The organism is Pseudomonas sp. 05N431 (assembly GCF_056397005.1).
Genome location: NZ_JBFTMN010000009.1, coordinates 346,421 through 361,869 on the forward strand (window position 1 = coordinate 346,421; position 15,449 = coordinate 361,869).

General features: G+C 57.9%; 13 protein-coding genes. 1 reads left to right on the forward strand and 12 read right to left on the reverse strand.

Annotated elements, in window-relative coordinates; translation table 11 throughout:
- Nucleotides 1-87: 87 nt before the first annotated feature.
- The 4 genes from AC1DIG_RS18145 to AC1DIG_RS18160 all read right to left on the reverse strand — a co-directional run bounded on the left by AC1DIG_RS18145 (nt 88) and on the right by AC1DIG_RS18160 (nt 3,802).
- Nucleotides 88-816 carry a dienelactone hydrolase family protein gene (locus AC1DIG_RS18145; RefSeq protein ID WP_477768401.1) on the reverse strand — a complete coding sequence of 243 codons (729 nt, stop codon included), beginning with the start codon at nt 814-816 and terminating at the stop codon, nt 88-90.
- 66 nt (nt 817-882) lie between these two features.
- Nucleotides 883-2,787: a molecular chaperone HtpG gene (gene htpG / locus AC1DIG_RS18150; RefSeq protein WP_477768402.1), complete on the reverse strand. Its 1,905-nt coding sequence runs from the start codon at nt 2,785-2,787 to the stop codon at nt 883-885.
- A gap of 89 nt (nt 2,788-2,876) precedes the next feature.
- Nucleotides 2,877-3,329 (reverse strand): PaaI family thioesterase, encoded by a 453-nt coding sequence (locus tag AC1DIG_RS18155; protein WP_477768403.1) that lies wholly within the window; start codon nt 3,327-3,329, stop codon nt 2,877-2,879.
- Nucleotides 3,326-3,802, reverse strand: a complete 477-nt coding sequence (locus AC1DIG_RS18160; protein WP_477768404.1) for a PaaI family thioesterase — start codon at nt 3,800-3,802, stop codon at nt 3,326-3,328. Before AC1DIG_RS18160 ends, AC1DIG_RS18155 begins: the two co-directional genes overlap by 4 nt.
- A gap of 160 nt (nt 3,803-3,962) precedes the next feature.
- Between AC1DIG_RS18160 and AC1DIG_RS18165 the strand changes: the two genes are divergently transcribed.
- A complete protein-coding gene (locus AC1DIG_RS18165) occupies nt 3,963-4,202 on the forward strand; it encodes a hypothetical protein (protein WP_477768405.1) in 240 nt (79 codons plus the stop codon).
- Between the two features lie 66 nt (nt 4,203-4,268).
- Here the strand turns inward: AC1DIG_RS18165 and AC1DIG_RS18170 are convergent, their stop codons facing one another.
- From AC1DIG_RS18170 to AC1DIG_RS18205, 8 genes are all read right to left on the reverse strand, one after another.
- Nucleotides 4,269-4,670, reverse strand: coding sequence for an MAPEG family protein (locus AC1DIG_RS18170; RefSeq protein WP_477768406.1), 402 nt, complete (start codon nt 4,668-4,670; stop codon nt 4,269-4,271).
- A complete protein-coding gene (locus AC1DIG_RS18175) occupies nt 4,670-5,407 on the reverse strand; it encodes a DUF599 domain-containing protein (protein ID WP_103319047.1) in 738 nt (245 codons plus the stop codon). The genes AC1DIG_RS18170 and AC1DIG_RS18175 overlap by 1 nt, the downstream gene beginning before the upstream one ends.
- 224 nt (nt 5,408-5,631) lie before the next feature.
- Nucleotides 5,632-6,945, reverse strand: coding sequence for a branched-chain amino acid transport system II carrier protein (brnQ, locus tag AC1DIG_RS18180; RefSeq protein ID WP_477768407.1), 1,314 nt, complete (start codon nt 6,943-6,945; stop codon nt 5,632-5,634).
- Nucleotides 6,946-7,352: 407 nt separating this feature from the next.
- A complete protein-coding gene (gene sucD / locus AC1DIG_RS18185; RefSeq protein ID WP_017127973.1) occupies nt 7,353-8,234 on the reverse strand; it encodes a succinate--CoA ligase subunit alpha in 882 nt (293 codons plus the stop codon).
- Nucleotides 8,234-9,400: an ADP-forming succinate--CoA ligase subunit beta gene (sucC, locus tag AC1DIG_RS18190; protein ID WP_007919879.1), complete on the reverse strand. Its 1,167-nt coding sequence runs from the start codon at nt 9,398-9,400 to the stop codon at nt 8,234-8,236. Before sucC ends, sucD begins: the two co-directional genes overlap by 1 nt.
- Before the next feature lie 196 nt (nt 9,401-9,596).
- Nucleotides 9,597-11,033: a dihydrolipoyl dehydrogenase gene (gene lpdA, locus AC1DIG_RS18195; protein ID WP_019692318.1), complete on the reverse strand. Its 1,437-nt coding sequence runs from the start codon at nt 11,031-11,033 to the stop codon at nt 9,597-9,599.
- A 111-nt stretch (nt 11,034-11,144) separates the two neighbouring features.
- Nucleotides 11,145-12,368, reverse strand: coding sequence for a 2-oxoglutarate dehydrogenase complex dihydrolipoyllysine-residue succinyltransferase (odhB, locus tag AC1DIG_RS18200; RefSeq protein ID WP_477768408.1), 1,224 nt, complete (start codon nt 12,366-12,368; stop codon nt 11,145-11,147).
- Nucleotides 12,369-12,410: 42 nt separating this feature from the next.
- Complete coding sequence (locus AC1DIG_RS18205; RefSeq protein ID WP_477768409.1) at nt 12,411-15,242, reverse strand: 2-oxoglutarate dehydrogenase E1 component; 2,832 nt, start codon at nt 15,240-15,242, stop codon at nt 12,411-12,413.
- Nucleotides 15,243-15,449 lie beyond the last annotated feature (207 nt).

The window sequence follows — 15,449 nt, forward strand, 5'->3', positions numbered from 1 at the left end:
ATGGTCGACTCCAAACCACTGTGGGAGCGAGCTTGCTCGCGATGAGGCCAGCCCTGACACCGTCGGTGCCAGGGCTAGAAACAGCACTCAGCCGTTGAACACTTCATCCAGCAAGTTATGCATCGACACAAAGGCCCGCTTCGCGGTCTTGGTGTCGTACATCATCATGCCCGGTACATTGGCGTGCGGGTCGGTAAAGGAATGCACCGCGCCGCCGTAGCTGAGCAATTGCCAATCCACACCCGCAGCATTCATTTCAGCCTCGAAGGCCGGCAGCTGCTCTTTCGCAACCAATGGATCGGATGCGCCGTGCAACACCAGCACCGAGCCTTTGATGTTTTTCGCATCGGCCGGGTTCGGTGTGTCCAGCGTACCGTGGAACGACACGGCAGCCTTGAGCGGTGCGCCGGTACGGGCCAGCTCCAGAGCACAGCAACCGCCGAAGCAGAAACCGAACGCTGCCAGTTTCGAAGTATCGACCGCTGCTTCACCCTGGCTCTGCAAGGCAGCAAATGCGGCCTGCATGCGCTTGCGCAACAACGCACGATCATTCTTCAGCGGCATCATCGCCGCGCCCGCCTCGTCGCCATTCTGCGGACGAATCGCCTGCCCATACAGGTCGGCAATCAACACCACATAACCCTTGGCGGCAACCTCCTGGGCAATTTTCTCGGCCCCGGCGCTGACACCCATCCAGTTCGGTGCCATCAACAAGCCCGGACGCGGGCCTGTGTGGCCGGCGTCGAACGCCAGACGACCTTCGTAAGACTGACCATCAATCTGATAGACCACGGAACGCACAGTAACTTGGCTCATGACTCACTCCCGTAAAGAAACGCCAGAATGAAAAAACCCGCCGAAGCGGGTTTTTCTACAACTCGGTTAAACCGACAGTTCAACCAGCAGCTTGTTCAGACGGCGCACATAGGCGGCCGGGTCTTTCAAGCTGTCGCCGGCAGCCAGGGCTGCCTGATCGAAGAGGATGTGCGACAGGTCGCCAAAACGCTCTTCGCTCTGCTCACCATCGAGTTTTTCGATCAGCGGGTGAGCCGGGTTGAATTCGAAGATCGGCTTGGAATCCGGAACCTTCTGACCGCTGGCTTCGAGGATCTGACGCATTTGCAGGCCCAGGTCCTGCTCACCGATCGCCAGAATCGCCGGCGAATCGGTCAGACGGTGGGAAACCCGCACTTCGCTGACGGTTTCACCCAAAGCAGTCTTGATCCGCTCAACCAGGCCTTCTTTGCTCTTGGCGACTTCTTCTGCGGCTTTCTTGTCCTCTGCCGAGTCCAGGTTGCCCAGGTCCAGGTCACCGCGCGCCACGTCGACAAAGCTCTTGCCGTCGAAATCGCTGAGGTAGCTCATCAGCCACTCGTCGATACGGTCGGTCAGCAGCAGCACTTCGATGCCTTTCTTGCGGAAGACTTCCAGGTGCGGGCTGTTCTTGACCTGCGCGTAGGTTTCGCCGGTCAGGTAGTAGATCTTGTCCTGACCTTCCTTGGCGCGAGCCAGGTATTCGGCCAGCGAGACCACTTGCTCGCCCTCTTCACCCTGGGTGGAGGCGAAGCGCAGCAGGCCGGCGATTTTCTCTTTGTTGGCGAAATCTTCAGCCGGGCCTTCTTTCATGACCTGACCGAAGTTTTTCCAGAAGCCCTTGTATTGCTCAGGCTCGTTCTTCGCCAGTTTTTCCAGCATGTCCAGAACGCGCTTGGTCAGCGCCGACTTCATCGAATCGATGATCGGGTCTTTCTGCAGGATTTCCCGCGAGACGTTCAGCGACAGGTCGTTGGAGTCGACCACGCCTTTGATGAAGCGCAGGTACAACGGCAGGAACGACTCAGCCTGGTCCATGACGAACACGCGCTGCACGTACAGCTTCAGGCCACGTGGCGCTTCACGCTGATACAGGTCGAACGGAGCACGGGCCGGCACGTAAAGCAGCGAGTTGTACTCCAGCTTGCCTTCAACCTTGTTGTGACTCCAGCTCAGCGGGTTCTCGAAATCGTGAGCGATGTGCTTGTAGAACTCCTGGTATTCCTCGTCCTTTACTTCAGTACGCGGACGGGTCCACAGAGCGCTGGCGCGGTTGACGGTTTCCCATTCAACGGCCGGCTTCTCTTCGCCTTCGGCCGCTGTCACTTCTTTCGGCAGCTCGATTGGCAAAGCGATGTGATCGGAGTACTTCTTGATGATGTTGCGCAGACGCCAGCCATCGGCGAACTCGTCTTCAGCGGACTTCAGGTGCAGGACGATACGCGTACCGCGGTCTTCCTTGTCGATGGTGGCGACGTCGAATTCGCCCTCGCCTTTGGACGACCAATGCACGCCTTCGCTGGCAGCGAGGCCGGCACGGCGGCTGAATACGTCGACTTTATCGGCCACGATAAAGGCAGAGTAGAAACCCACGCCGAACTGACCGATCAGGTGCGAATCTTTCTTCTGATCGCCGGACAGGTGTTTCATGAAATCGGCAGTGCCGGATTTGGCGATGGTGCCCAGGTGGGTCACGACATCGTCACGGCTCATGCCGATACCGTTGTCTTCGAGGGTGACGGTTTTCGCGTCCTTGTCGAAGCTCACACGGATTTTCAGTTCGGCGCCACCTTCCAGCAACTCAGGCTTGGACAGGGCTTCGAAACGTAATTTGTCGACAGCGTCGGAGGCGTTGGAGATCAGTTCGCGAAGGAAAATTTCCTTGTTGGAATACAGCGAATGGATCATCAGGTGCAGCAGTTGCTTCACCTCGGTCTGGAAGCCCAGGGTTTCCTTTTGAGTTTCCACGCTCATGGTCATCAAACTCCGATTGGATGGCAATGGCCGCGCCCAGAGGGGGTGGCGGCGGGATGTCATCAGAGTTGGGGGCTATGACGGGGATTTCAAGGGCTGGGGGTCTCTTCAATCTTGAAATGCGCACGCGCCGTGGCAATCGGCTCGGATTGAGTGCTCTGCCACGCGGTTATCGCAACGTTGGCGACCCGCCGCCCCTGACGGCACACCTGGCATTTGGCGTAGGTGTCGCGAAACTGCCCGGCACGCAGATAATCGAGGGAGAAGTCGATGATCTTCGGCACACCGGGGGAACCGGTGAAGATCAGCAGATGCAGGGCCGCCGCCAGCTCCATGAACCCGGCTATCACCCCGCCATGAATCGCTGGCAGCAAAGGGTTGCCAATATTGTCCTTGTTCGCCGGCAAACGAAAAAGCAGTTCGTCACCCAGTCGCGAGCACTCGACGCCAATCAGCTTGGCGTAGGGAATCAGCTGCAGCAGCGAGGCGTAATTTCCACGCTCGTGGGCCTGCTGCAATTGTTCTTTGAAGTTATCAGTCATTTCGTCCCCCCACTGATGACGCCACCAAAACCTTTGGTGCCTTTGACACCTTTGCCCATGCGCATAAAGGTCCCGACCACATGGGCGATCGGTTTTTGCGGATCATCCTGGTAAGCAAACCCGCGGGTGAAGATCACGTCAGTTGTCACCCGGTAGCACTGGGCAAAACCATGCACCTCTTTATGCGGCTCGGCCGGGTGCATGTAGTCGATCCGCAGATCCAGGGTCGGGCAAACCTCGAACTCCGGCAAAACGCAGAGCGTTGCCATGCCGCACGCGGTGTCCATCAACGAGGTAATGGCACCGCCATGAATCACGCCGGTTTGCGGATTACCGACGATCTGCGGGCTGTACGGCAACGTGATTGTCAGCCCGTCATTACTCGCGCTGTGCACACGTAACCCGAGCACCTGGCAATGCCGCAGCGCCGATAAAAATCGTGTTGCACGCTCGAAAATGGGGTTGTTGGTCATTCGATAAAGGCTCTTTTTAGTGTCGTTGCATAGCAGCATAGGGACTAAGAAAAAGTTCCCTCCAAGATAAATCTTATATATCTGTAGGAAACATGGAACTTAACCCATGGCGGTGCGTTCGAAAGGGCAAGTAGATACTTTCCACCAGGAGAAACACCCCATGCGTAAGACTTTAGCTATTGCCTTGATGTTGACCGCTTCCCTCGGCATCGCTGCCTGCGGTAAAAAACCCGAGGACAAAGCTCAAGAAGCCACCCAGAAAATTGAACAAGTCCAGCAAAAAATTGGCGAAGCTCAGGATAAAGTGAACGACGCTGCGAAAGAAGCCGCCGATGCTGCCAAAGCTCAGGTTGATTCGAGCAAAACTGCTGCTGAAGAAGCCGCTCCTAAAACCAACTAATCGGTTTTAGAGCAGCAAAAATAAAGCCCGCCAAGTGCGGGCTTTATTGTGTTCGCCGCTAAAGTGTTAGAGCAACACCGTGCGCAGGGTCGGACTAAGCATCAGCAAAAACGAACAGACCAGGCCGACAAACCACACCAGACTTCGTTGCCAGGCCAAGTCTGTCCAGTAACACAGCAAGTAGATCACCCGGGTAATCACAAAGATGATTGCCAGCCAGTCAACCAGCCACCCCGCCGTTTGCGTGGTGTGCGCCATCAACACCCCGACCGCAAACAACAGGAAGGCCTCGAAACTGTTCTGATGCGCGGACAGAGCGCGAGCGCCGAAGCCTGTGAGCTGTGCTTGCTGCACACGTGGCAGATAATTGTTGTAACCACCCTGCTCTTTCATGGCCTTGGCCACCGGTACGCGGGCGACGTAAATCAGCACGGCACTGATAAACACGCACCAGAACGGGATACTCATCAGGCCACCTCTTTGATCGCCTCAGGCAATGGCGCCTCTGTAGGGGTATAGACCATTACGTCGAGCACGTCGGAGTGAAACTCCCGGCGATACAACACCAGCACCACACCCGCGCTCATCAACATGAACAGCCATGGGCTAACGAACCAGGCGAGCATGGTCATGCCGAAGTAATAAGAACGCAGGCCGAAGTTGAACTGGTTGGCCGCCATCGAGATCACTCGTGCAGCGCGCGAAGCGAAAGCCTTGCGCTCCTGCTCGGACACGTGGCGCTCACCGATCATCGGCGCCGAGCCGATCAGGATCGCCGCGAAGTTGTATTGGCGCATGCACCAACTGAAGGTGAAAAAGGCGTAGACGAACACCAGCGCCAGGCACAGCAGCTTGATCTCCGACATGCCTTGGGAAGCCTGTTGAACCATCGGAATGTCCGCCAGCAACGACAGCGCCCGCTCGGAGGAGCCCAGCACCGTAAGAATACCGGCGAGGATGATCAAGGTGCTCGAGGCAAAGAACGAGGCGTTACGCTCCAGGTTGCCCACCACACTGGCGTCAGCGATGCGGTTGTCACGCAGCAGCATGCGGCGCATCCAGTCTTCGCGATACAAGTGCAGCACGCTGGCCAGGCACGCGGTATCGCGGCCCTTCCAGATAGCGTAACGGGTATAACCGCCCCAGCAGATAACAAACCAGAGCGCGGCAAGAATGTGGATCAGATTGGTGTGGATGAACGACATGCATGTCCTTGTGGTGTGTGAGCGGTATACCGAAAACCTGTGGGAGCGAGCTTGCTCGCGATAGCGGACTTTCAGTCAGCACGCCTATTGAATGTTATGCCCTCTTCGCGAGCAAGCTCGCTCCCACATTAGATTTTCGCTCGACCATAAAAAATGCCCCGTATCGATTGATACGGGGCATTTCTGTTGTTGCTCAAGGCCCGCTTGTGGCGGGCCTTGAGGCGTTAAGCCAGGGCTTCGCTGCGCTTGCCCAGCAAGCGGTCGCACGCAAATGCAACCACCAGGGTAAAGAAGCAAGGCACCAGCCAAGCCAGACCTTGCTCGGCCAGCGGCAAGTGTGCCAATTGAGTCGGCATCCAGTCCGCCAGACCCGCGCCCTTGAGTGCGTCGATCATGCCGAACAGGAACGACACCAGCATTACCGGGCCAACGATGCGACCTTGCTCCAGCCAGAAATCCTTGCAGAAGCTCAGCGCCACCAAGACGATGCAAGGCGGGTAAATCGCGGTCAGTACCGGGATCGAGAACGCGATCAGCTTGGTCAGGCCCAGGTTGGACACCAGCAGCGAGAACGCTGCCAGGATGATCACCAGTGTCTTGTAGGACAGTGGCAGCACGCGACTGAAGTATTCGGCACAAGCACAGGTCAGACCGACTGCCGTCACCAGGCAGGCCAGGGAGATCAGCACCGCGAGGAAGCCGCTGCCCAAGGAACCGAAAGTGTGTTGCACATACGCGTGCAATACCGCTGCGCCATTGGTAGCGCCGACGGCCACTTCATGGCTGCCCGAACCCAGACGGAACAGACTCACGTACACCAGCGCCAGACCGACGCCGGCAATCAGCCCGGCGATGATCGCGTAACGCGTGATCAGGGCTGGAGACTCGACGCCGCGAGAACGAATGGCGTTGACGATCACGATGCCGAACACCAGTGCGCCGAGGGTATCCATGGTCAGGTAACCATTGATGAACCCCTGGGAGAACGGTGCCGCAACGTATTCAGGTGTGGCGGTGCCGATGTCACCCGCCGGCAAGGCGAACGCGGCAATACCGAGTACGGCCAGCGCGATGATCTTCAGTGGCGCGAGGAAACGGCCCACGGTGTCCAGCAGACGGCCCGGGTACAGCGAGATGAAGAACACCAGCAGGAAGTAAACCGAGCTATAGAGCAGCAGCGCCAGCGGGCTTTCGCCGGTCAGCGGCGCCAGGCCCACTTCGAAGGACACGGTCGCGGTCCGCGGGGTCGCAAACAGCGGACCCACAGCGAGGTAGCACGCGGCCGCGAGCACGCCACCGGCGATTTTACCGATCGGACTGCTCAAAGAGTCCATGGCACCACCGACCTTGGCCAGCGCGACAACGGTGATCACCGGCAGACCGACGGCAGTGATCAGAAAGCCCAGCGCCGCCATCCAGACATTAGGCCCGGACTGCAAACCGACGATAGGCGGGAAGATGATGTTACCGGCCCCGACGAACAGGGCAAACGTCATGAAGCCGAGTGCCAGGATGTCCTGGCCTTTCAACACTTTCATTAAGGAAATACCACACTACTGAATCGGAATTTAGAGAGGGATTTCCCTTATGGGTGAGGGAAATGCTGTCGGTCCGTATAGGACTGACCCGTTTAGCGCGCAGCGTCCTTGTGGGCAGCAAACGCAAAATGGCGGCTAGCGTAACTAATTTGTCTGACAAACGCACTATTACAGGGCGAACTATCCGATGCGCGACATATCCATGTCGTGTTTTTGCATCTAAATGGTTGTCGACTGTAAGTAAGCCATCGCGAGCAAGCTCGCTCCCACATTGAATCTCAGTGTTCATAAAACCTGTGGGAGCGAGCTTGCTCGCGATGGGGCCCTGCCTGACAACACACCCCGGAAACGACAAAGGCCACCCGAAGGTGGCCTTTGTTTGGTGGAGCGTCAGTTAAGCGCGAGGCTTACTTGACAGCCCAGCCAGTCAGCTCGGCCAGGGCCTTGCCGATGTCTGCCAGCGAACGCACGGTTTTAACGCCTGCGTCTTGCAGAGCAGCGAATTTCTCGTCTGCAGTGCCTTTGCCGCCAGAGATGATTGCGCCAGCATGGCCCATGCGCTTGCCCGGAGGAGCAGTCACACCAGCGATGTAGGAAACAACCGGCTTGGTCACGTGTGCCTTGATGTAGGCAGCCGCTTCTTCTTCAGCCGAACCGCCGATCTCACCGATCATCACGATCGCTTCGGTCTTCGGGTCTTCCTGGAACAGTTTCAGGATGTCGATGAAGTTCGAACCCGGGATCGGGTCACCACCGATGCCGACGCAAGTCGACTGACCGAAACCGGCGTCAGTAGTTTGCTTCACAGCTTCGTAGGTCAGGGTGCCGGAACGCGAAACGATACCGACCTTGCCTGGCAAGTGAATGTGACCTGGCATGATGCCGATCTTGCATTCGCCAGGAGTGATCACGCCTGGGCAGTTAGGGCCGATCAGGATCACGCCCAGCTCGTCGCACTTGACCTTGGCATCCAGCATGTCCAGGGTAGGAATGCCTTCAGTGATGCAAACGATCAGCTTGATGCCGCCGAATGCTGCTTCCAGGATCGAGTCCTTGCAGAAAGGAGCTGGAACGTAGATCACGCTGGCGGTGGCGCCAGTGGCTGCTACAGCGTCTTTCACGGTGTTGAACACTGGCAGACCCAGGTGCTCGGTGCCGCCTTTGCCTGGCGTTACGCCGCCAACCATCTTGGTGCCGTATTCGATGGCTTGCTGGGTGTGGAAACTACCTTGCGAACCGGTAATACCCTGGCAGATAACTTTGGTGTCTTTATTGATCAGGACGCTCATTATTTGCCCTCCGCAGCTTTAACGACTTGTTGAGCAGCGTCGGTCAGGCTGGTAGCAGCGATGATGTTCAAACCGCTTTCTGCCAGTACTTTAGCGCCCAGCTCAGCGTTGTTGCCTTCAAGGCGAACAACAACCGGGATTTTCACGCCGACTTCTTTCACAGCGCCGATGATGCCTTCGGCAATCATGTCGCAGCGAACGATGCCGCCGAAGATGTTGACCAATACTGCAGCGACGTTAGTGTCGGACAGGATGATCTTGAACGCTTCGGTAACGCGTTCTTTGGTAGCACCGCCGCCCACGTCGAGGAAGTTGGCTGGTTTGCCGCCATGCAGGTTGACGATGTCCATGGTACCCATGGCCAGGCCAGCACCGTTGACCATGCAACCGATGTTGCCTTCCAGCGCTACGTAGTTCAGTTCGAACTTGGCAGCGTGCGCTTCGCGCGGATCGTCTTGCGACGGATCGTGGAAAGTCTTCAGCTTAGGCTGACGGTACATGGCGTTGGCGTCGATGTTGATCTTCGCGTCCAGGCAGTGCAGATCGCCGTCAGCCTTGATCACCAGCGGGTTCACTTCCAGCAGAGCCAGGTCGTGATCCTTGAACAGCTTGGCCAGACCTACGAAGATCTTGGCGAACTGAGCAACTTGCTTGCCTTCCAGACCCAGCTGGAATGCCAGCTCGCGACCCTGGAATGGCTGAGCGCCAACCAGTGGATCGATAGTGGCCTTGAGGATTTTCTCAGGGGTGTCGTGAGCGATTTTCTCGATGTCCACGCCACCTTCGGTGGAAGCCATGAACACGATGCGACGGCTCGAACGGTCAACGACAGCGCCCAGGTACAGCTCTTTAGCGATATCAGTGCACGATTCAACCAGGATCTTGGTGACTGGCTGACCATTGGCATCAGTCTGGTAAGTCACCAGACGCTTGCCCAACCACTGTTGAGCGAATGCTTTAGCGTCTTCTTTGCTGCGAACCAGCTTGACGCCGCCCGCTTTACCGCGACCACCGGCGTGAACCTGGGCTTTGACAACCCACTCGCTGCCGCCGATTTTGTCGCAAGCTTCTGCTGCTGCTTCCGGGGTGTCTACCGCGTAACCGGTCGATACTGGCAGGCCGTACTCAGCGAACAGCTGCTTACCCTGATACTCGTGAAGATTCATGCTTATTACCGTCTTCGTTAGGTACTGCGCATTCGGTGCTGCACTCATTCAAGTGCCGCACCACCTGTGACTGCTGCTTGCGTAGCCTTTCCGGATACCCGGTGCAGCTACGCAAGACTGCGTCCAGCGGATATTCCGCGGTGAGTCTTGCAGGCAAGGCTCACGACGGGCCATTCCGCCGTGGTTTCTTATTGTCTTAACGCTTCTTGCGGTTGGCGATGTGAATGGCGCCGCCATTCACTGCCAGAGCTGCTTCGTGCAAGGCTTCGGACAGGGTCGGATGGGAGAAAACCATCATGCCCAGGTCTTCGGCGCTAGTGCCGAATTCCATGCCGATTGCGCCCTGCTGTACCAGTTCTGCTGCGCTCGGGCCAATCACGTGGACGCCCAATACGCGGTCAGTCTTGGCATCGGCGATCACTTTGACGAAACCGCCGGTATCGTTGGCTGCCATGGCACGGCCAGAGGCTGCGAACGGGAAAGTGCCGACGTTAACTTCAACGCCTTCAGCTTTCAAGGCCTGCTCGGTTTTACCAACCCATGCAATTTCCGGGTGAGTATAAATAACCGAAGGGATCAGGTCATAGTTCATCTGGGCTTTGTGGCCCTTGATGCGCTCGACAACCATGATGCCCTCTTCCGAGGCCTTGTGTGCCAGCATCATGCCGCGAACCACGTCACCGATCGCATAAACGCCTGGAACGCTGGTCGCGCACTGGTCGTCAACGAAGATGAAGCCACGCTCGTCGATGGTCACGCCGCTATCGGCAGCCAGCAGATCGGTGGTCACTGGACGGCGACCAACGGCTACGATCAGCTTGTCGAACGTGATGGTCTGTTCGCCGTTGGCGTCGGTGTAGGTCACCACGACTTCTTCGCCGTTGACTTTGGAACCGGTAACGCGCGCGCCCAGCTTGATGTCCAGACCTTGTTTGGTCAGGGTTTTCAGCGCTTCTTTGGAAACGGCGGTGTCAGCAGCCATCAGGAACGTGTCCAGGGCTTCCAGGACAGTCACTTGAGCGCCGAGACGGGACCATACCGAACCCAGTTCCAGACCGATCACGCCAGCGCCGATCACGCCCAGGCGTTTTGGAACCGATTGGAATTCCAGAGCACCAGTCGAATCGACGATGACTTTCTGGTCAACCGGAGCCGGTGGAATGTCGATCGGACGCGAGCCCGAAGCGAGAATCACGTTCTCGGCTTCGATGATTTCGACGCTGCCGTCAGGCTTGGTCAGTTCGACTTTCTTGCCGGCCAGCAGTTTGCCGTGGCCTTGCAGGGAGGTCACGCCGTTGGCTTTGAACAGGGTAGCAACGCCAGAGGTCAGGCCTTTGACGATGTTGGCCTTGCGGCCGACCATTGCTGGCACGTCCATGGTCACGCCAGCGTGGTTGATACCGTGGATCGCGAAGCCGTCTTGAGCTTCGTGAAACTTCCAGGAGCTGTCCAGCAGCGCCTTGGACGGAATGCAGCCGACGTTCAGGCAAGTACCGCCGAGGGCCAGTTTGCCCTCTTTGTCGGTGTATTTCTCGATGCAGGCAGTCGAAAGGCCCAGTTGCGCTGCTTTAATGGCAGCTACGTAGCCGCCAGGGCCCGCACCGATCACTACCACGTCGAATTTCTGAGTCATGTGTCATTCCTTCTCGAATCAAACCGGACGATCCCTTTCAGGGGACCGTCGTGGGACGAAGCTGGTCATTACAGATGGGCCGCTCATCGCTGAGCGGCCCGTGCAACGAAATCAGATATCCAGCAGCAGACGAGCCGGGTCTTCCAGCAGGTTCTTGATGGTAACCAGGAAGGTCACAGCTTCTTTGCCGTCGATCAAACGGTGATCGTAGGACAGAGCCAGGTACATCATCGGACGGATAACAACCTGACCGTTGATCGCCATCGGGCGCTGCAGAATGTTGTGCATGCCCAGGATAGCCGCTTGCGGCGGGTTGACGATCGGGGTCGACATCATCGAGCCGAAGGTACCACCGTTGGTGATGGTGAACGTACCACCAGTCATTTCGTCGATGGTCAGCTTGCCGTCGCGAGCTTTCTTGCCGAAGTTGGCAATGCCGCCTTCGATTTCAGCCAGGCTCATCAGTTCGGCGTTACGCAGAACCGGCACCACCAGGCCACGGTCGCTGGACACGGCAACGCCGACGTCAGCATAGCCGTGGTACACGATGTCGCCGCCGTCGATGGAAGCGTTGACTGCCGGGAAGCGTTTCAGCGCTTCGGTGGCCGCTTTCACGAAGAACGACATGAAGCCCAGGCGCACGCCGTTGTGGGACTTCTCGAACAGGTCCTTGTACTTCGAACGCAGAGCCATGACTTCAGTCATGTCGACTTCGTTGAAAGTAGTCAGCATCGCCATGTTCGACTGGGCTTCAACCAGGCGCTTGGCCACGGTTGCACGCACGCGGGTCATCGGTACGCGCTTCTCGGTGCGGTCGCCAGCGGCGAACACAGGAGCAGCGGCAGCCGGGGCAGCAGCCTTGGCAGGTGCGGCAGCCGGAGCAGCGGCCTTGGCAGCAACTGCTGCAACCACGTCTTCCTTGGTCACACGACCGCCTTTGCCAGTACCGGCAACGGAAGCGATGTTGATGCCGTTTTCTTCAGCCAGCTTGCGAGCAGCCGGTGCAGCAACAGGATCGTCTTCGCCAACAGCGGCCGAAGCAGCAGCCTGTGCAGGCGCAGCGGCAGCGGCAGCAGCAGGAGCGGCGGCAACAGCACCGCCCTCGCCGATGGAGCCCAGGACTTCGTCGGACAGAACGGTGTCGCCTTCGTTCTTGACGATAGCGCCCAGTACGCCATCAGCGGTAGCCAACACTTCCAGTACGACTTTATCGGTTTCGATGTCGACGATCAGTTCGTCGCGCTTGACCGCGTCGCCCGGTTTTTTGTGCCAGGTGGCAACGGTGCCATCGGCAACCGATTCCGGGAAAGTGGGGGCTTTGATCTCGATAGCCATTGTCTGTGGTTCCTTAAATTCGGTTTCAGGTGCGCGAAGGCGTTAAACAGTAAAGGCGTCTTGCAGCAGTTTTTCCTGCTGTTCGGCGTGCATCGATGCATAACCACACGCAGGTGCAGCAGAAGCGTCACGGCCCGCGTACTCGAGTACGAGAGACTTGTTGTGACCGCCAACGATGCGGCGCATGTGATGCTGGCTGCAGTACCAGGCACCCTGGTTCATCGGCTCTTCCTGACACCAAACGATGTGTTTGAGGTTGGAATAAGGAGCCAGGACTTCAATCAAGTCGTCCTCAGGGAATGGGTACAGCTGCTCAAGACGCACGATGGCGATGTCGTCACGACCTTCGGCACGGCGTTTTTCCAGCAGGTCGTAGTAGACCTTGCCGCTACACAGCACGAGACGAGTGACCTTTTTCGGATCATGCGCATCGATTTCCGGAATAACGGTCTGGAACGAACCTTCGGCCAGATCTTCCAGGGTCGAGATGGCCAGCTTGTGACGCAGCAGCGACTTCGGAGTCAGGACTACCAGTGGTTTGCGCAGAGGACGAATCACCTGGCGACGCAGCAAGTGGTAGATCTGGGCCGGCGTAGTCGGCATGCACACCTGAATGTTGTGCTCGGCGCACAGCTGCAGGTAACGCTCCAGACGAGCCGAGGAGTGCTCCGGACCCTGACCTTCATAACCGTGTGGAAGCAACATGGTCAGACCGCACAGACGGCCCCACTTGTGCTCACCGCTGGTGATGAACTGGTCGATAACCACCTGGGCACCGTTGGCGAAGTCGCCGAACTGGGCTTCCCAGATCACCAGCGCGTCAGGCGTGGTGGTGGAGTAGCCGTATTCGAACGCCAGTACGGCTTCTTCGGACAGGAACGAATCGTACAGGTCGAAACGTGGCTGGCCTTCGTACAGGTGTTGCAACGGGATGTAGGTGCCTGCGTCTTTCTGGTTGTGCAATACCGCATGACGGTGCGAGAACGTACCGCGGCCGATGTCCTGGCCGGTCATGCGAATCGGGTGACCTTCGAACGCCAGGGTCGCGTACGCCATGGTTTCGGCGTAACCCCAGTTGATCGGCAGGCCGCCGGCTTGCATTTTCTGACGGTCTTCGTAGATCTTCGCAACCTGGCGCTGAACCACGAAGCCTTCCGGAATTTCCAGCAGCTTGGCGGACAGTTCTTGCAGGGTTTTCAGATCGAACGTAGTGTCGTGACGCGCAGTCCAGGCGTGGCCCAGGTACGGACGCCAGTCGACGAACAGCTCTTTGTTCGGCTCCTTGACCAGGCTTTTCACTACGTGCAGACCGTTGTCCAGCGCGTTGCGGTATTCGTCGACTTTCGCCTGAACACGTGCAGCGTCAAGCACACCGCTCTGGGTCAGACGATCGGCATACAGCTCACGCGTGGTGCGCTGCTTGGTGATCTGCTGATACATCAGAGGCTGGGTGCCGCTCGGCTCGTCCGCTTCGTTGTGACCGCGACGACGGTAGCAGACCAGATCGATCACCACATCGCGCTTGAACTGCATGCGGTAGTCGATGGCCAGCTGGGTTACGAACAATACAGCTTCCGGATCATCACCATTCACATGGAGGATCGGCGCCTGGATCATTTTCGCAACGTCGGTGGCGTATTCGGTGGAACGCGAGTCTTCCGGGTTGCTGATGGTGAAGCCAACCTGGTTGTTGATCACGATGTGAACGGTACCGCCAGTCCGGAAGCCGCGGGTCTGCGACATCTGGAAGGTTTCCATGACCACGCCTTGACCGGCAAATGCCGCGTCACCGTGGATGGAAATCGGCAGGACCTTTTCACCGGTAGGGTCGTTACGACGATCCTGACGGGCACGCACCGAACCCTCGACCACTGGCGAAACGATTTCCAGGTGGGACGGGTTGAATGCCATGGCCAGGTGGACTTCGCCGCCGGCGGTCATCACGTTGGAAGAGAAGCCCTGGTGGTATTTAACGTCACCGGAACCCAGCTCGACCTTCTTCTTGCCTTCGAACTCGTCGAACAGCTCGCGCGGGTTCTTGCCGAAGGTGTTGACCAGCACGTTCAGACGGCCACGGTGGGCCATGCCGATAACGATTTCCTTGGTGCCGTAGGAACCGGAGCGCTGGATCAGCTCGTCGAGCATCGGAATCAGGCTCTCGCCGCCTTCCAGGCCGAAACGCTTGGTGCCCGGGTATTTGGTACCCAGGTATTTTTCCAGACCTTCGCCGGCGGTGACGCGCTCAAGCAGATGGCTCTTGATGTCGGCCGAATACACCGGACGACCGCGCACGCCTTCCAGACGCTGCTGGAACCACTGGCGCTGCTCGGAATCGACGATGTGGGTAAATTCAGCGCCGATGGTGCGGCAATATGTCTGCTGCAACGCTTCGTGAATTTCGCGTAGGCTCGCTTCCTCTTTGCCGATGAACAGGTCGCCGGCACGGAAGGTCGTATCAAGATCGGCATTGGTCAAGCCGTAATGATTGATCGACAGGTCTGCAGGTGCAGGACGCTGCCACAGCCCCAGCGGGTCAAGCTGGGCTGCCTGGTGGCCACGCATACGGTAGGCCTGGATCAGTCGCAGTACTTCAACTTGCTTCTTCTCGTGCTCACTGCTCACGCTGCCGGCGGAAACCGGTTGGGCGCGGCGCTGGTTCTTTGCCAGCAGCACGAAATGATCGCGAATCGTCGAGTGCGATACATCGGTGGCAGCGTTGCCGTCAGCGGGCAACGTCTGAAATTTGGTGCGCCACTCTTCTGGCACAGCGTTAGGGTCGTGCAGGTAGAGCTCATAAAGCTCTTCCACATAGGCAGCGTTACCACCTGAAAGATAGCCGCTGTTCCACATGCGCTGCATCACGCTTTCTTGCATGCTTGGTCACCCTCGGTTAGGGGAACACCATCGGCGAAGACACCGAGCAAGCTTGCAGAAGTCCGAGTGCAGCGACCAAAACAAGCCACTTAGGATCACGCTGATAGTCCGGGTACCAGCCCGGATGCCCCTGCTTGTCTCATTTCTTCAAAATAAGAGCCGCAGCCTTGTGGGCTGCCACTCTGGTTATAGCCAAGACGCGGGTTG